Raw genomic sequence first — 15593 nt, 5'->3', positions numbered from 1 at the left:
GCGATGACCGACGGACGTTCCTGGGAGGGCAATTGGAAGGTTCGCCTATACGAGCGGGTTCGCGAGCGAGGTTATGACTCGCTCACCGCCTTCGCGGAGGCGCGCCCCATTGCCTCGTTGGTGGAACTAGCCGACGAACTAGGTCCGGACGACCTGGCGGGAGTACAGGTGTTCAGCGGCTTGCTGGCCGAAGCGGAGCGGAAGAATCAGGTCACGCGACTGGTGCGCGGTCAGCTAGTGCGCGAGCTGGCCGAAGCACTCCCCAATGGCTGGCCGACCGTGCTGGACGATGAAAGCCGCTTCAATGTTGCCGTCGCACTCGCTCGCTGGGGGACCTTCACCCCAGAAACTCATGAGCAGCGCGTTGAACGGGCCAAGGCAGCGCTTCGCGCTTCGCCGCCACCAGCCGGCTGGCGGCCTCTCGGGCCCGACGACGAGCTGCTGCGCACGCTCCTGCCCGACGAAGAAGCCTGAGCTTCACTCCTGCGGTGGATGGCTTTGGCAGGGCAGGCAGCCCCTGGGGGTCCACGGCCGTCCCACAGCCGCCCACCTCGCCGGGCCTGCGGGCGGCCGGGCCCCTCCGCGGTGACGATTCTCGAACCCTGGGGATCCAACCGGACGGTCAAATCGCAATGAGAGCATGAGGGATGGGTGACGAGGACGGGCGGGGCACGGTAAGTCGCCGAGGGATGGAGTGGGATGCGCGGACATTGCAACGCTTCCGGGACGGTGAGCCGGAGACCCTGGGACGGGTGTACCGGGCGCACGCGGAGACGTTGGCGCGGATGCTGCGGGCCATGGCGTGGCGGGGGCGGGGGTTCGGGCAGATGAGGGGCGCGCTGGAGCTGGAGAACACGGTGCTGGAGACGTTCGCCCGGGCCTTCGAGCCGCGGACGCGGGCGGCGTACGACGGGGTGCGGCCGTACGGGCATTTCCTGGTGGGCATCGCGCGCAACGTGCTGCTGGAGCAGTCGAGGCAGCGCGAGGTGGCGGTGGGGTTGGAGCCCTTCGAGGAGGCGGGAGCGGTGCCGGAGGAGGGCGAGGGGCTGGCGCAGACGCTGGAGGACCGGGAGGTGGAGGGGTTGCTGGCGGCCTTCAAGGAAGGGCTGACGGCGGAGGAGCGGCGGCTGTTCGAGCTGCGCTTCGGCGAGGAGGAACTGGCGCAGGAGAGCGCGGCGGAGAAGCTGGGGCTGACGCGCATCCAGGTGAGGCGGAGGGAGTTGGGGTTGAAGACGCGGCTGCTCGAGTTCCTGCAGGCGCGGGGCTACCTGGAAGGGATGGAAGTGAAGGGGTGGAGCTTCTTCAAGCGGCGAGGCCAGTCATGACGAGGTGTGGGGACCGGCAGGCGAAGCAGGCGCTGGAGGCACTCTTCCGGGGAGAGCTGGACGGAGAGGGCTTCCAGCGGTTGCGCGCGCACGCGGCGGGGTGTGGCGAGTGCCACGAGGCCTACGACAAGCTGGGCCGGGTGGAGTCGGTGCTGGAGAAGCGCGCGTTGCCGGCGAGCCGGGAGGCGCTGCTGGAGAAGGAGCTGATGGCGCGGCTGGGAGCGGCGGCGAAGCCGGTCCAGGCGCCGGAGCGGCCCGAGCGCGAGCGCTTCTTCCCGAGGTTCCTGGTGCCGGTGATGGCGGGGCTGGCGATGGCGGGGGTGGCGTTGCTGGTGGTGGTGCCGCAACTCGGGGCGCGGGATTCCGAGTGGCAGGCGCGAGGAGGGGAGACGGGGACGGCGGCGTGGGGAATCCGTGTCTTCTGCGTGGGAGCGGACGGACAGGTGACGGGGGAGGCGAGGCCGGGCGGGAGGCTGGTGTGTGGAGAGGGGAGCGCGGTGCAGTTCAGCTACACGGCGCCGCAGGGGGCGAAGCTGAAGGTGGAGGCGACGTCGCCGGAGGGAGAGCCGCTGCGCTTCTTCCCGCCGGAGGGAACGGCGGAAGAGGTGGCGGCGGGAGTGGACGTGCTGTTGCCGTTCAGCACACCGGTGCAGGAGGGCTGGCTCGCCGGGCCGCTGGAGGTGCGGGCGAGCTTCGAGGATGAGCAGGGCCGTCCGCTCTCCGAGACCCAGCTGACCCTGACCCCGCGGTGACAAACCCCCCACCGTGACAATCACCCCTCGCCCCCCGGGAGAGGAGCCCCCCGTCGTTCAAAGGGGGGGCAAGCCCCCCGGGGTGAGGGTATCCGGGTCCCGGGTTGCCCCCTGTGCAAGAGGGCCGACCTGGGAAGCAATCGAATCGAAGGGCCCCCTTGGCGCGCGGGGTCCGCCCCCCCACCGTCAGACGCGCCATGAACCCCCCCGGAGCCGTCCGAGTCCTCTTCCTGAGTATGGGCAATGCGGCCCGGAGCATCATGGCCGAGTACCTGCTGCGCCGGTTGGGGCACGGGCACTTCGAGACCTTCAGTGCGGGCGTGTTGCCGAGGGGCGAAGTGCACCCGCTGGCGCTCAAGGTGCTGCGGGAGCGCTTCCGGCTGGACCCGGAGGGAGCGCGCAGCAAGTCCTGGGAGGAGCTCCGGGGCGAGCGCTTCGACTGGGTCATCACGCTCTGCGACAAGACGCACGAGGCGTGGGCGGTATGGCCGGGGCAGCCGCGCATGGCGCACTGGGACGAGCCGGATCCAGTGGCCTTCGAGGGGAGTGAGGCGGCGCGGGAGCAGCTCTTCATCCAGGTGGGGCGGGAGCTGTCCCAGCGGCTGGATCTGCTGTGCGCGCTGCCGCTGGAGAAGCTGATGCACCCGCCGTACGGAGAGGTGCGGGCCGCGTCACCGATGTAGCGAGTGCATTCCCCGCGCGAACACGCTCCAGGAGCCGGGGCGGGGAATCACGGGACACGTGTGCGCTCGGCTGGGCGCCTGCCCCCGTGAGGGGCGTTTCCCTACCCAGGAACGAACGAGAGGCCTCCTCGGGTTGGGAAAGCGCCAAACCTCAGCACTGGAGCAGGCCTTTGACTCGTCGCACCAGCCATTCCAGCCGTACCCAGACTGGGAAGAAGACCCGCAAGCCCACCACGCTCGCCCGTCATGGGCATGCCCGTCCGAGACGGGTCGCGACGGCCGAGGCGCTCGAGACGCTGCTGGAGTCCTTGCAGGCCGTCACCCACGGAGACTTCTCCGTACGGCTTCCGCCGGAGGCGCAGCCCCAGGCAATGGAGGACATCGCCCACGCCTTCAACGCCCTGGTGGCGATGAACCAGCGGATGCAGGACGAGCTGGTGCGGGTGGAGCGCGTGGTGGGCCGCGAGGGCCAGATGGCGGAGCGCGCGTCGCTCGGCCCGGTGAGCGGCGGATGGGCCTCGAGCATCGGCTCCATCAACTCGCTCATCGCGGACCTGGTGCAGCCCACCACCGAGGTGGCGCGCGTGCTGGGCGCGGTGGCCCGCGGTGACCTGACGCAGAAGATGGCCTTGGACCTGCCGGGGCAGCCGGTGAAGGGCGAGTTCCTTCGCATCGGCACCACGGTGAACGCGATGGTGGATCAGCTCAGCTCGTTCGCCGCCGAAGTGACGCGCGTTGCGCGCGAAGTCGGTACGGAAGGAAAGCTGGGAGGCCAGGCGCGCGTGCCCGGAGTCGCCGGTACGTGGAAGGACCTCACCGACAGCGTGAACCAGCTCGCCAACAACCTGACCGCGCAGGTGCGTAACATCGCCGAGGTGACCACCTCCGTGGCGCGCGGTGACCTGTCGCGGAAGATCACCGTCGATGCGCGCGGCGAGGTGCTCGAGCTGAAGAACACCGTCAATACGATGGTGGATCAGCTCCGGTCGTTCGCGGGCGAAGTGACGCGCGTCGCGAAGGAAGTGGGTACCGAGGGCAAGCTGGGTGGCCAGGCCGACGTGCCCGGCGTCTCCGGCGTGTGGAAGGACCTCACGGACAACGTGAACCTGATGGCCTCCAACCTCACCACCCAGGTGCGAGGCATCGTCAAGGTCGTGACGGCGGTCGCCAACGGTGACCTGTCCCAGCGCCTGGTGGTCGATGCCAAGGGCGAGGTGGCCGCACTGGCCGACACGCTCAACAGCATGACGAAGACGCTCGGCATCTTCGCCGACCAGGTGACCAGCGTCGCCAAGACGGTGGGCGTGGAAGGCAAGCTGGGCGCCCAGGCCGATGTGCCCGGTGTGGCCGGTACGTGGAAGGACCTCACCGACAACGTGAACCTGCTGGCCAACAACCTCACCGCCCAGGTGCGAAACATCGCCGAGGTGAGCACGGCCGTTGCCCGCGGTGACCTGTCCAAGAAGATCACCGTGGATGCCCGGGGCGAGGTGCTCGAGCTGAAGAACACCATCAACACGATGGTGGAGCAGCTCCGCTCGTTCGCCGGTGAAGTGACCCGCGTCGCGAAGGAAGTCGGTACGGAAGGGAAGCTGGGTGGCCAGGCCGACGTGCCGGGCGTCTCCGGTACCTGGAAGGACCTCACCGACAACGTGAACTTCATGGCCTCCAACCTGACCGCCCAGGTGCGCAACATCGCCCTGGTGACCACGGCGGTGGCCAACGGTGACCTGTCCAAGAAGATCACCGTGGACGTGAAGGGTGAGATCCTCGAGCTGAAGAACACCATCAACACGATGGTGGATCAGCTCCGGTCGTTCGCCGCCGAAGTGACCCGCGTCGCGAAGGAAGTGGGTACGGAAGGAAAGCTGGGCGGGCAGGCCGAAGTGCAGGGCGTGTCGGGTGTCTGGAAGGACCTGACCGACAGCGTGAACTCGATGGCCTCCAACCTCACCAACCAGGTGCGCAACATCGCCAAGGTGACGACGGCGGTGGCCAACGGAGACCTGTCCAAGAAGATCACCGTCGACGCCAAGGGCGAGATTCTCGAGCTGAAGGACACCATCAACACGATGGTGGATCAGCTCAACGCGTTCGCCTCGGAAGTGACCCGCGTCGCGCGTGAAGTCGGTACCGAGGGCAAGCTGGGTGGCCAGGCGCGTGTGCCCGGGGTCGCCGGGACGTGGAAGGACCTCACCGACAACGTGAACCTGATGGCCCGCAACCTCACCACGCAGGTGCGAGGCATCGTCAAGGTGGTGACCGCGGTCGCCAATGGTGACCTCACCCAGAAGCTCGTGGTCGACGCGAAGGGCGAGGTGGCCGCGCTGGCCGACACCATCAACAGCATGACGGACACGCTGGGCACCTTCGCGCAGCAGGTGTCCACGGTGGCCCGTGAGGTGGGTATCGAGGGCAAGCTGGGTGGCCAGGCCAAGGTGCCCGGTGCCCGCGGGGCCTGGAGGCAGCTCACGGACAACGTGAATCAGCTCGCCGGCAACCTGACGTCCCAGGTGCGCGCCATCTCCGAGGTGGCCACCGCCGTGACGAAGGGGGACCTGACGCGGTTCATCTCGGTGGATGCGGGCGGCGAGCTGGCCGCCCTGAAGGACAACATCAACCAGATGATCGTCAACCTCAAGGAGACGACCCAGAAGAACACCGAGCAGGACTGGCTCAAGACGAACCTGGCCAAGTTCTCCGGCATGATGCAGGGACAGAAGAACCTGGAGGCCGTCTCCCGGCTCATCATGTCCGAGCTGACGCCCCTGGTGTCCGCGCACCACGGCGCCTTCTTCCTCATGGACTTCGAGGACGGCCAGCCCGTGGCCAAGCTCACCTCCAGCTACGCCTACCGCGAGCGCAAGAACGTGGGCAACCGCTTCCGCCTCGGCGAGGGCGTGGTGGGCCAGTGCGCCCTGGAGAAGAAGACCATCCTCCTCACCCACGTGCCGGCGGACTACATCCGCATCACCTCCGGCCTGGGCGAGGCCAACCCCCTCAACATCATCGTCCTGCCCGTCCTCTTCGAGGGCGAGGTCAAGGCCGTCATCGAGCTGGCCTCCTTCCACCCGTTCAGCGCCATCCACCAGATCTTCCTGGACCAGCTCACGGAGAGCATCGGCGTGGTGCTCAACATGATCATGGCCAACATGCGCACCGAGGAGCTGCTGCGTCAGTCGCAGAGCCTCGCCAACGAGCTGCAGAGCCAGTCGCGCGAGCTCACCCAGCAGCAGGAGGAGCTCAAGCGCTCCAACTCGGCGCTGGAGGCCCAGGCCCTCGAGCTGGAGGAGAAGGCCAAGCTGCTCGAGCAGCAGAACATCAAGGTGGAGGAGAAGAACCGCGAAGTGGAGCAGGCGCGCTCCTCCCTGGAGGAGAAGGCCGAGCAGCTCTCGCTCATCTCCAAGTACAAGAGCGAGTTCCTCGCCAACATGTCCCACGAGCTGCGCACGCCGCTCAACAGCATGCTGGTGCTGGCCAAGCTGCTCGCGGACAACTCCGACGGGAGCCTCGGCCGCAAGCAGGTGGAGTACGCGGAGACCATCTACTCCTCGGGTGGGGACCTGCTGTCCCTCATCAACGAAATCCTCGACCTCTCCAAGGTGGAGGCCGGGAAGATGCAGGTGGAGCCGCGCGACTCCGCCGTGGCGGAACTGGTGGAGTTCGCCCGCCGCACCTTCGGCCCCGTGGCCGAGCAGAAGCACCTGGGCTTCCTCACCGAGGTGGGCGCGGAAGTGCCCGCCACCGTCTTCACGGACCCGAAGCGGCTGCAGCAGATTCTCAAGAACCTGCTCTCCAACGCCTTCAAGTTCACCAGCACGGGCCAGGTCACGCTGCGCATCCGCATGGCGGACACCGAGGAGCGCTTCGCCGCGCCCGAGCTGGTGGAGGCCGACCAGGTGCTCGCCTTCTCCGTCATCGACACGGGCATCGGCATCCCCGAGGACAAGCAGAAGCTCATCTTCGAGGCCTTCCAGCAGGCGGATGGCACCACCAGCCGCAAGTACGGCGGCACCGGCCTGGGCCTCTCCATCAGCCGCGAGCTGGCGCGTCTGCTGGGGGGTGAAATCCGCGTGAGGAGCTCGCGCGGGGCGGGCAGCACCTTCACCCTCTACTTGCCGCGCAGCTACAGCGGCCCGGAGCGGGGCGGCGAGCCGGTGGGCGACACGGACGTGGGCTACGCGCCCATGCTGCGCGAGCTGCTGCCTCGCGACGAGGTGCACGGCACCGCGGCGCCCAACCCGCTGGTGGATGACCGGGACGACCTGGGCACCGAGGACCGGGTGCTGCTCGTCGCGGTGGATGACCTGGAGTTCGCCCGGGGCCTCGTGAACACGGCCCACCAGAATGGCCTCAAGGCCCTGGTGGCCACGCGCGGCGACGTGGCGCTCTCGCTGGCCCAGCGCCTCAAGCCGTACGCCATCGTCCTGCAACTGGGCCTGCCCGTCATCGACGGCTGGAGCGTGTTGGATCAGCTCAAGCGCGACCCGCGCACCCGCCGCATCCCCGTCCAGGTGGTGAGCGTGGACCGGCTGCGCGGCGCCTCGTGCGGCGGTGGCTTCGTCTACCTCGACCGGCCCTTCACGCCCGAGGCCATCCAGGGCGCCTTCAGCCACCTGGAGCTCAAGGCCAACGGCCACCCGCGCAAGCTGCTGCTGGTGGACCCCAAGCCGGAGCTGCGCGACTGCGTGCAGCAGCTCATCGACATGGGCGAGTCCCTGGAGATGCGCCAGCTCGAGTCCCACCGGGCCGCGGAGGCCCTGGACCGGGGCGAGGTGGAAGCGCTCGCCCTGGACCTCGCTTCTCCCGGCGGACGGGGAATGAAGCTGCTGGTGGAGCTGGTGCGCCGGCCCGCCCGCCTGCCCCCCGTGCTCCTCTATAGCGGCTCGCAGCTCCTGCCGGATGACGAGCGGCGGCTGCGGCGCTCGGCCGAGGCCGTGCTGCTCGAGGCGGCTGCCCGCTCGCCCGAGGCGGTGCTCGCCGAGGTGGGCCGCTTCCTGCGCCGGGTGGGGGACCAGTCCCGCGCCTCCGCCGAGGAGCTGAAGGAACTCTCCCGCTCGCTCGCCGGCCGCAAGGTCCTGCTCGTGGACGATGATGCGCGCAACATCTTCGCCCTCACCAGTGTCCTGGAGAACCATGGCATGCAGGTGACATTTGCCCAGGATGGACGGGCGGCCATGGACCTGATGGAGAAGAATCCGGAGCTGGATGTGGTTCTGTTGGACGTGATGATGCCGGAGATGGACGGCTACCAGGCGATGCGCGCCATCCGCGCGGATTCCCGGTGGGCGTCGCTGCCGGTCATCGCCATCACCGCGCGGGCGTTGAAGGACGACCGCGAGAAGTGCCTGGAAGCAGGCGCGTCCGATTACCTGTCCAAGCCGGTCGACACCGAGCGGCTTCTGGAGTTGATTCGCCGTTGGGTGGAGCCTTGCGCGGGAGCGAGATGACAGCGATGACGTGGTCCGAGGGGGGGAACAGCAGCGGCTTGCCGGTTCAGGCGGAGCCGCCGCGGGCACGCATCCTGGTCGTCGATGATCACGCTCCCAACCTCCTCACCCTGGAGGCCACGCTCGGCGACCTGGGTGAGGTGGTGAAGGCGCACTCGGGCGAAGAGGCCCTGCTGCACCTGTTGCGCGAGGACTTCGCCCTCATCCTGCTGGACGTCCAGATGCCCGGGCTGGACGGCTTCGAGACAGCCCGGCTCATCAAGGAGCGCGAGCGCTCGCGCTTCATCCCCATCATCTTCCTCACCGCGCGCAGCCGGGACGCCTCGCACGTGTTCCGCGGCTACGCCCAGGGCGCGGTGGACTACGTGCTCAAGCCCTTCGCGCCGGAAATCCTGCGCTCGAAGGTGTCCGTCTTCGTCGAGCTGTTCCTCAAGGAGGAGCAGCTCAAGCGCCAGGAGGCGCTGCTGCGCCGGCGCGAGCGCGAGGCCCTGGAGCGCGAGAGCGCCTACCGCTACCGTTTATTGGGCGACGCCATGCCCATGTGCGTGTTCGCCGCCACCCCGGATGGGCGGCTGCGTTACGGCAACCGGGCCTGGACGGAGCTGTCGGGCCTGCCGGCCGAGGCGGTGGACGACCTGTGGCGCTCGGCGGTGGTGCACCCGGAGGACCGCGAGGGCGTGCATGCCGCCTGGTGCGAGTCGGTGAGCAGCGGCCAGCCCTTCGAGGTGCAGTTCCGGCTGCGCTGCCATCGCACCCAGCTCTTCCGCTGGCACCTGGGCCGTGCCGTGCCGGAGCGCAACGAGCGTGGCCGCATCACCGGGTGGATCGCCACCGCCACGGACATCCACAACCAGAAGCGGGCCGAGGAGGAGCTGGCCCGGGCCAGCTCGGCCAAGGACGCCTTCCTGGCCGCCGCCTCGCACGAGCTGCGCACGCCGCTGGCCGCGGCGAAGATGCAGGTGCAGCTCGCGCAGCGCAAGTACGGCGCCGAGCTGTCGGACGGGCCGCGCCGGGCGCTCGAGGGGCTGGACCGGCAGGTGGACCGGATGACCAAGCTGGTGTCGGACCTGCTGGACGTGAGCCGGCTGCTCACCGGGCGCCTGTCGCTGGAGGTGGAGGAGTTCGACCTGGTGCCCCTGTTGCGCGCCACCTGCGAGCGGCTGCAGGCGCTCTCCTCCGAGCACCGGCTGCGGCTGGAGACTCCCGGGTCGCTGCCCATGCGGGGAGACCCCGGGCGCATCGAGCAGGTGGTGACCAACCTGGTGGCCAACGCCATCCGCTACTCGCCCCAGGGCGGGACGGTGGAGCTGCGCGCCTGGTCCGAGGAGGGGAACGTCCTGCTCCAGGTGAGGGATCAGGGCATCGGTATTCCGGCTGAAAAATTGCCAGTCATCTTCGAACGCTTCGGTCAGGCTCACGGAGCGCGTTATGGTGGTCTTGGCTTGGGGCTGACCATTTCCCAAGGCATCATCGAGCAGCATGGCGGGCGCATCTGGGCGGAGTCGCGGGGAGTCGAGGGCGAGGGCAGTACCTTCCACGTGTGCATGCCACTTCAGTCCTAGCTTCCAGAGCGGCGCCTTCCGTCGTAGAAGGGGCTGCTTTTCGAGGTACGGAGAAAGGGATGACGTTTGCGCGCGGGCGATCTTCCCGAATCAGTGCGGCGGTTGATCGCCGACCACATTGACTCGGTCGAGCAGCTGGAGATCCTCTTGCTGCTGTACCAGCATCCGGAGCGTTCCTGGTCCGCGGAGTCGGTGGCCCGGGAGCTGCGCATCTCCCCCATGTCCGCCGGAGACCGGCTGAAGGACATGACCCGCTCCTCCATCCTGTCCAAGGTCCCGGGCACGGAGGGGGAGTACCGCTACACGCCGGATCCCCAGATGGGGGAGGCGGTGGCCGGTCTCGCGGCGGCGTACTCGGAGCGCCGGGTGACGGTCATCAACCTCATCTTCTCCAAACCCGTCGATAAGATCCGGACATTCGCCGATGCCTTCCGGCTCCGGAGGGACGATGATGATGACAATGGCTAATGCGGTCTTCCTGCTGTGTGCGGTGACCAGCCTGGCCTGCGCGGTGCTGCTTCTGCGGGGGTATGCGCAGAACCGGGTGCCCCTGCTGCTGTGGAGCAGCCTGTGCTTCGTGGGGCTGGCGGTGAACAACATGCTCCTGGTGGCGGACCTGGTGGTCTTTCCCGGGCGGGACCTGTTGCTGTTCCGCAACCTGTCCGGGTTCCTGTCGCTCGCGCTGCTGGTCTTCGGACTGGTGTGGGATTCGGAATGAACGAGTTCCTCTCGGGCATGGCGGCCGCCCTGTGCCTGGTCGCCGGACTGTTCTTCCTGCGTTTCTGGCGGAAGACGCGCGACCGCTTCTTCGCGTTCTTCGCCGCGTCCTTCTGGCTGATGGCGGTGCACCGCATCGTGAATCTCTACATGCGGGACAACAACGAGAACCTCGTCGGGGTGTACTCCATCCGGCTGATTGCCTTCGTGCTCATCCTGGTGGCCATCATCGACAAGAACCGGGCGGCACCTCGCAAGTAGTCACGGGGCGCGGGCCCCCCGTTTCGCACTCGGAGGGCAGGAGATTGCCCCCGGTGACGACCTGAGTACCCACACGCTGTCCGCCGGCCGTGCTCCGACATGCCCCCGGGGCATGGCACTCCGTTTGCGATGCTTCCGTCTAGCACTGGACGGAGTGTCCGGCGGCGGGCGGTGGAGGCGTACCAGGGTATGAACAGGCGGCGATGGTGGGGATGGGGACTGGCGGGCCTGTTGGCGGCGGCCCTGGCGTGTGGTGGCGGCCAGCCGGGCAGTGGGAATCCACTCGAGCGCGAGCGGGATGACCAGGGGGAGGAGACCCCTGACGCGGGCACGGTCGAGCCGCCGCCGCCACCGCCGCCTCCTCCTCCGCCTGTAGACGCGGGGACTCCCGAGCCCGACGCGGGCACGGTCGAGCCGCCGCCGCCGCCTCCTCCGCCTGTAGACGCGGGGACTCCCGAGCCCGACGCCGGGACGGTGGAGCCCGACGCGGGGACGGTGGAGCCGCCGCCTCCGCCTCCGGTGGACGCGGGGACGCCGGATGCGGGCACGGTCGTCTATCCCGATGCCACGGGGTGGTCGTTCTACGGTCCGGAGCACGGAGCGCCGCACGAGGTGCTCGGCGTCACGGAGGACGAGGGCGGCAACCTCTGGGTGGCCGGTGGCGAGGAGGGACTGTTCCTCCTGCGGCCGGGGGCGAGCACCTTCGAGCGCTTCACGATGGAGGATGGCCTGCGTCCCTACGGCTACCTGAAGGACGGGAGCGCACCGGTGGGGCCGAAGTACCTCAAGGTCCTCTCGGTGGAGGGAGGCCCGGCGGGGACGGTGTTCGTGGGCTACCAGGGAGCGCCGGACTGCGAGAGCAACTACTACACACCGGGGGCGAGGAATCCGAACAGCTACAAGAGCGGTGACGCGGACAAGGTCACGCTGACGGAGACGGGCATCGAGGTCGTCCACTACGACATCTCGTCCGGCCCGGGAGTGATTGGCGAGGAGTCGGGTGGGCGCGAGAAGCTCTGCTCCATCCTGCGCATCGTCTGGGACAAGAAGCACGGCAACCTGTGGTTCGGCGCCAACCACGGCTTCGCCTGGGGCGATCCGGACTACACGGGCAACCCCACGTGCAACGGCCAGCGGGAGTGCTCGGGGGTGAAGGAGCACGCGCATCCGCACATCGATGCGAAGGATGCGAGCGGTCACATCTTCCGGCTCACGGATGCCTATTACGGTGTCGCGGTGCGGCCGGATGGGGACGTGTGGTTCGGCGGGGCCAACCGCTCCACGCGCTTCCGCTACATGTCCATCAAGACGCCGAGGGACTTCGAGACGGCGCGCAAGCAGACGGAGAACGGCTCGGCCATCAAGAACCGCATCGACGTGTGGCCGGACCTGGTGGACGAGGTGGGGATTCCGGGCCCGGCGGACCGGGTGGATGACCTGGTGTCGGGCATGGCGCTGATGCCGGACGGCTCGGTGTGGGTGAGTTCCTTCGCCCGAGGCCTGGCGCGAATGGATGCGATGGGGGTGGTGAACCAGTACGCGCTCGGCACGGGGGCGGACCGCTTCGTCTCCTCGCTGGCGAGGGACCCGGCCGATGACAGCCTCTGGGCGGGCCACCGCTGGGGCGGCGGGCTCACGCGGCTCAAGGGAGACACGGTGATGCGCTACAGCCAGGCGCTCGGGGCGCTCTCGTATCACCCCGTCTGGAACATCCAGTCGGTGGGGAGCGGGCCGGAGCGCCGGTTGCTGGTGGCCTTCGGCAGCGAGAGCGGACGTCCGGGCGCCATCGGCATCTACCGCGGCGAGTAGTGAAGGCTACAGCGGGAGGACGGCCTCCTTGCCCCGGAACGGGGCCGCCACGCCGTCCACGGGCAGCCGCAGCTTGAAGGCGGTGCCCTGGCCCGGCTGGCTGCGCACTTCGATCCGCCCGCCCATCGACTGCACGATGGTGTTGCAGATGGAGAGCCCCAGGCCGGTGCCCACGCCCACCGGCTTGGTGGTGAAGAAGGGCTCGAAGATGCGCCGCTGGACCTCCAGCGGCATGCCCTGCCCGTTGTCCTCCACCTCCAGCACCACGTGGTTCGGCCCCTCGCGCCACGTGGACACCTGGATGCGGTTGTCGTCGGCGGTGCGCGCGGGAAGCGCCTGCAGCGCGTTCACCAGCAGGTTGACGAGCACCTGTCCCAGCCGCGACTCGTTGCCGCGCACGGGCGGTACCTCGCCGAACGCGCGCACCACCTGCGTGCGGTGCCGCATCGCGCTGCGCATCAGCCGCAGCGCACCGTCCACCACGCGGTGCACGTCCACCGGGCCCGTGCGCTCGTCGTCGGCGCGCGCGAAGGACTTCAAATCCTGCACCAGCTCGCGGATGCGCCCCACGCCCTCGCGCGTCTCCGAGAGCACCTCGCGCATCTCGGGCAGCGCCTCGGGCAGCACCATCATCTCGGTGAGCTGCTCCTCCAGCCAGGTGAGGTTGGCGGAGACGAAGGTGAGCGGGTTGTTGATTTCATGCGCCACGCCCGTGGCCAGCGTGCCCGCGGACACCATGCGGTCCGCCATCCGCAGTTGCGACTCCAGCCGCCTGCGCTCGGTGACGTCGCGGGAGAGCACCATGAGCAGGGGGCGGCCCGCTCCCGTGAAGAGCGTCTTCCGGGTGACGAGCACACGCGCCTGGCCGGAGGCGTCGGTGAAGGTGTCCTCCGCCTCGTGGGGCTGGCCGGTGGTGAAGACCTGCTCGTCCTGCCTCCGCGAGGTGTCCGCCTCGGCCCTGGGGAGGAGCTCGCGGTCCGTCCTGCCGAGCAGCTCCTCCAGGGGGCGCCCGATGAGGCGGCAGAAGGCGCTGTTCATGGCGGCCCACCGGTACCCCCGGTCCTTCACCAGCAGCGGCTCCGGCACGCTGTCGAGCGTCTTCTGCAGCAAATCCCTCGAGCGCTCCAGCTCGTCACGCTGGCGCCGGCGCTCCAGCTCGAAGCCCGCGCGCACGGCGAAGGCGTTGATGAGCGCGTAGTCCTGCTGCCGCGCCTCGAGCGGCTTGTCGTTGAGGATGGCCAGCACGCCGATGGGCTGGCCCCGCGAGTCCCGCAGCGCCGCGCCCAGGTAGCTGCGCAGGCCCTGCTCGTGCAGCATCGTGTCCTCGGGGAAGCGCGCCGCCACCCCATCCGGGTAGTGGCAGATGGCCTGGTCCACGGTGATTTCACACGGCGTCCCGGCGAGCGCGTAGGGCGGCAGCTCGCAGAAGTCGCCCAGGTTGAAGCAGGCCAGCTTGCGCACCGAGGAGCCGTCCAGCTCGCCCACCAGCGCGCACGTGATGCCGAGCGCCTGGGCGAGCTGCCGCACCATCACCTGGAAGAAGTCGGGGCCGGGCTCGGCCAGGGTGAACTCGAGCAGGGCCTGGAGCGTGGCCTCCGTCCGCATGCGGTTGGGGCCGCCAGGCGCCACCAGTGCCGAGGGCTCCAGTGAGCGCAGCCGCCGCTCCAGCGCGATCAGCCGCGCGCCCCAGCGTCCTCCCGGAGGCGCCAGGCACTCGTCGGCGCCCGCCTGCTCCAGCGTGTGCAGCTCGTCCGGGCCCCGCGACGTCAGCACCACGAGTTGCGAGCGCGAGGGCTCCCGGCGCGCGTGCAGCCGCTGGCAGAGCGTGAGCGTGTCCTGCACCGGCCCGCCCGCGTCCCAGAGCACCAGCAGCCCGGGGGGGAGGAACTCGGGCAGCTCCTCCTGGCCCCGCGCGTGTTGGACCCGGCACTCCACCGCGTGGCGTGAGCCCTCTTCCTGCAGCCTGCGCTCGAATTCCTCACCGACCCCTCGGGGAACTCCCAGCGTGATGACGTGCATGGCACTCCTCGCCCTCGCCGCTCCGGTGGCTCGTCCCGCGGCGAGGTGGGTTGACTCACCACACCATACCCTGCCTTCGGGCGGCCATCCTGCTCTGCTCCCAATACGGGCTTGGGAGCGAACGGTCGAGAGGTTGGATGCTCGACGTCTTTCCGGGGCTTTCAGGGCTCGACGGAAACGGCGACGTCGCCCAGCCCGTCCACGGTGAGGCGGATGCGATCTCCGGGCCGGAGCATGTGGGCCGCGGTGGCGGCACCGGCGAGCACGATGCTGCCCGCGGGCAGCGACTCCCCGCGCTGCTCCAGCAGCTCGCATAGCTGAACGATGGACAGCACCGGATCTCCGGAGATGGCATCCGAGCGCGCCGCCTGGACGCGCTCGCCATTCACCTCCATCACCATCTGGAGGTGGGGCAGGTCCAGCTCGCGGGGCGGGCGCTCGGTGGTGCCGAGGACGAAGAGCGAGGAGGAGGAGTTGTCCGCCACCACGTCGGGCAGGGAGAAGTATTTGAAGTCGGTGTAGCGCGAGTCGAGGATCTCCATCGCCGCGAAGACGCTGGCGCAGGCCTCGAGGGCCTGCTCGCGGGTGATGCGGCCGCGCAGCTCGCGCGAGGTGCGGAAGGCGATCTCCGGCTCGATTTTCGGGTGGATGGCGCCCTGGAGCCGCAGCGTGCCGCCCGCGGGCACCTCCATCCGGTCGGTGAGGACGCCGTACACGGGCGAGTCCAGGTTCATCTGGCGGCGCTTGGCCTCGGAGGTGAGGCCCATCTTCAGGCCCACCACGCGCTCGCCGCGAGCGGTGCGCAGGCGGATGCCCTCGGCCTGGATGGCATAGGCGTCCGGGAGCGCGAGGGTGGGGTGCGCCCGGGTGAGGGGCGGAATCTCGCGAGCCTCCAGCCGTGCTTGATCCAACAGCCGGGCCAGCTCCTCGTGCATGCGTGCGCTCATGGCCATCTCCGAAGCGGGGGAGGGCGCTTTTTCCGATGCGCGGGCCGGGAGTGCAAGCCGCCTTTCTG

The 15593-nt window shown here is 69.1% G+C and carries 12 protein-coding genes; 10 read left to right on the top strand and 2 right to left on the bottom strand.

The genetic code is table 11. The annotated features are described in order from the left end of the window. The first annotated feature begins 3 nt into the window (after positions 1–3). The 10 genes from ACN28I_RS26130 (at position 4) to ACN28I_RS26085 (ending at position 12559) form a co-directional block, all read left to right on the top strand. On the top strand, positions 4–474 hold the full coding sequence (locus tag ACN28I_RS26130) for an NUDIX hydrolase (RefSeq protein ID WP_420944656.1): 471 nt from the start codon (positions 4–6) through the stop codon (positions 472–474). Between the two features lie 236 nt (positions 475–710). Next, complete coding sequence (locus ACN28I_RS26125; protein ID WP_420944655.1) at positions 711–1325, top strand: RNA polymerase sigma factor; 615 nt, start codon at positions 711–713, stop codon at positions 1323–1325. Continuing rightward, the gene (locus ACN28I_RS26120; RefSeq protein ID WP_420944654.1) at positions 1322–2077 is read left to right on the top strand and encodes a hypothetical protein; all 756 of its coding nucleotides are present in this window, start codon (positions 1322–1324) and stop codon (positions 2075–2077) included. Before ACN28I_RS26125 ends, ACN28I_RS26120 begins: the two co-directional genes overlap by 4 nt. Positions 2078–2274: 197 nt before the next feature. Next, the gene (locus ACN28I_RS26115) at positions 2275–2760 is read left to right on the top strand and encodes an arsenate reductase ArsC (RefSeq protein WP_420944653.1); all 486 of its coding nucleotides are present in this window, start codon (positions 2275–2277) and stop codon (positions 2758–2760) included. Between the two features lie 170 nt (positions 2761–2930). Beyond that, positions 2931–8210 (top strand): HAMP domain-containing protein, encoded by a 5280-nt coding sequence (locus ACN28I_RS26110; protein WP_420944652.1) that lies wholly within the window; start codon positions 2931–2933, stop codon positions 8208–8210. A gap of 5 nt (positions 8211–8215) precedes the next feature. After that, positions 8216–9772: an ATP-binding protein gene (locus ACN28I_RS26105; protein WP_420944651.1), complete on the top strand. Its 1557-nt coding sequence runs from the start codon at positions 8216–8218 to the stop codon at positions 9770–9772. A gap of 147 nt (positions 9773–9919) precedes the next feature. Next, positions 9920–10240, top strand: a complete 321-nt coding sequence (locus tag ACN28I_RS26100) for a hypothetical protein (protein ID WP_420944650.1) — start codon at positions 9920–9922, stop codon at positions 10238–10240. Then, on the top strand, positions 10233–10490 hold the full coding sequence (locus ACN28I_RS26095) for a DUF5985 family protein (protein ID WP_420944649.1): 258 nt from the start codon (positions 10233–10235) through the stop codon (positions 10488–10490). The genes ACN28I_RS26100 and ACN28I_RS26095 overlap by 8 nt, the downstream gene beginning before the upstream one ends. After that, complete coding sequence (locus ACN28I_RS26090) at positions 10487–10750, top strand: DUF5985 family protein (RefSeq protein WP_420944648.1); 264 nt, start codon at positions 10487–10489, stop codon at positions 10748–10750. The genes ACN28I_RS26095 and ACN28I_RS26090 overlap by 4 nt, the downstream gene beginning before the upstream one ends. 189 nt (positions 10751–10939) lie before the next feature. Next, on the top strand, positions 10940–12559 hold the full coding sequence (locus ACN28I_RS26085; RefSeq protein ID WP_420944647.1) for a hypothetical protein: 1620 nt from the start codon (positions 10940–10942) through the stop codon (positions 12557–12559). A gap of 6 nt (positions 12560–12565) precedes the next feature. On the opposite strand, the gene ACN28I_RS26080 is transcribed toward ACN28I_RS26085, so the two are convergent. Together ACN28I_RS26080 and ACN28I_RS26075 are read right to left on the bottom strand one after the other, a co-directional pair. Further along, positions 12566–14578: a two-component system sensor histidine kinase NtrB gene (locus ACN28I_RS26080; RefSeq protein WP_420944646.1), complete on the bottom strand. Its 2013-nt coding sequence runs from the start codon at positions 14576–14578 to the stop codon at positions 12566–12568. A gap of 161 nt (positions 14579–14739) precedes the next feature. After that, entirely contained in the window at positions 14740–15525 is a 786-nt protein-coding gene (locus ACN28I_RS26075) for a 2-keto-4-pentenoate hydratase (protein ID WP_420944645.1), read from the bottom strand. Positions 15526–15593 lie beyond the last annotated feature (68 nt).

Origin of the sequence: Archangium gephyra, from assembly GCF_049060025.1 — a bacterium.
GTDB classification, from domain to species: domain Bacteria; phylum Myxococcota; class Myxococcia; order Myxococcales; family Myxococcaceae; genus Archangium; species Archangium gephyra_A.
Note: the sequence above shows the minus strand (reverse complement) of the source record. Positions and strands in the feature narration are given on the sequence as shown.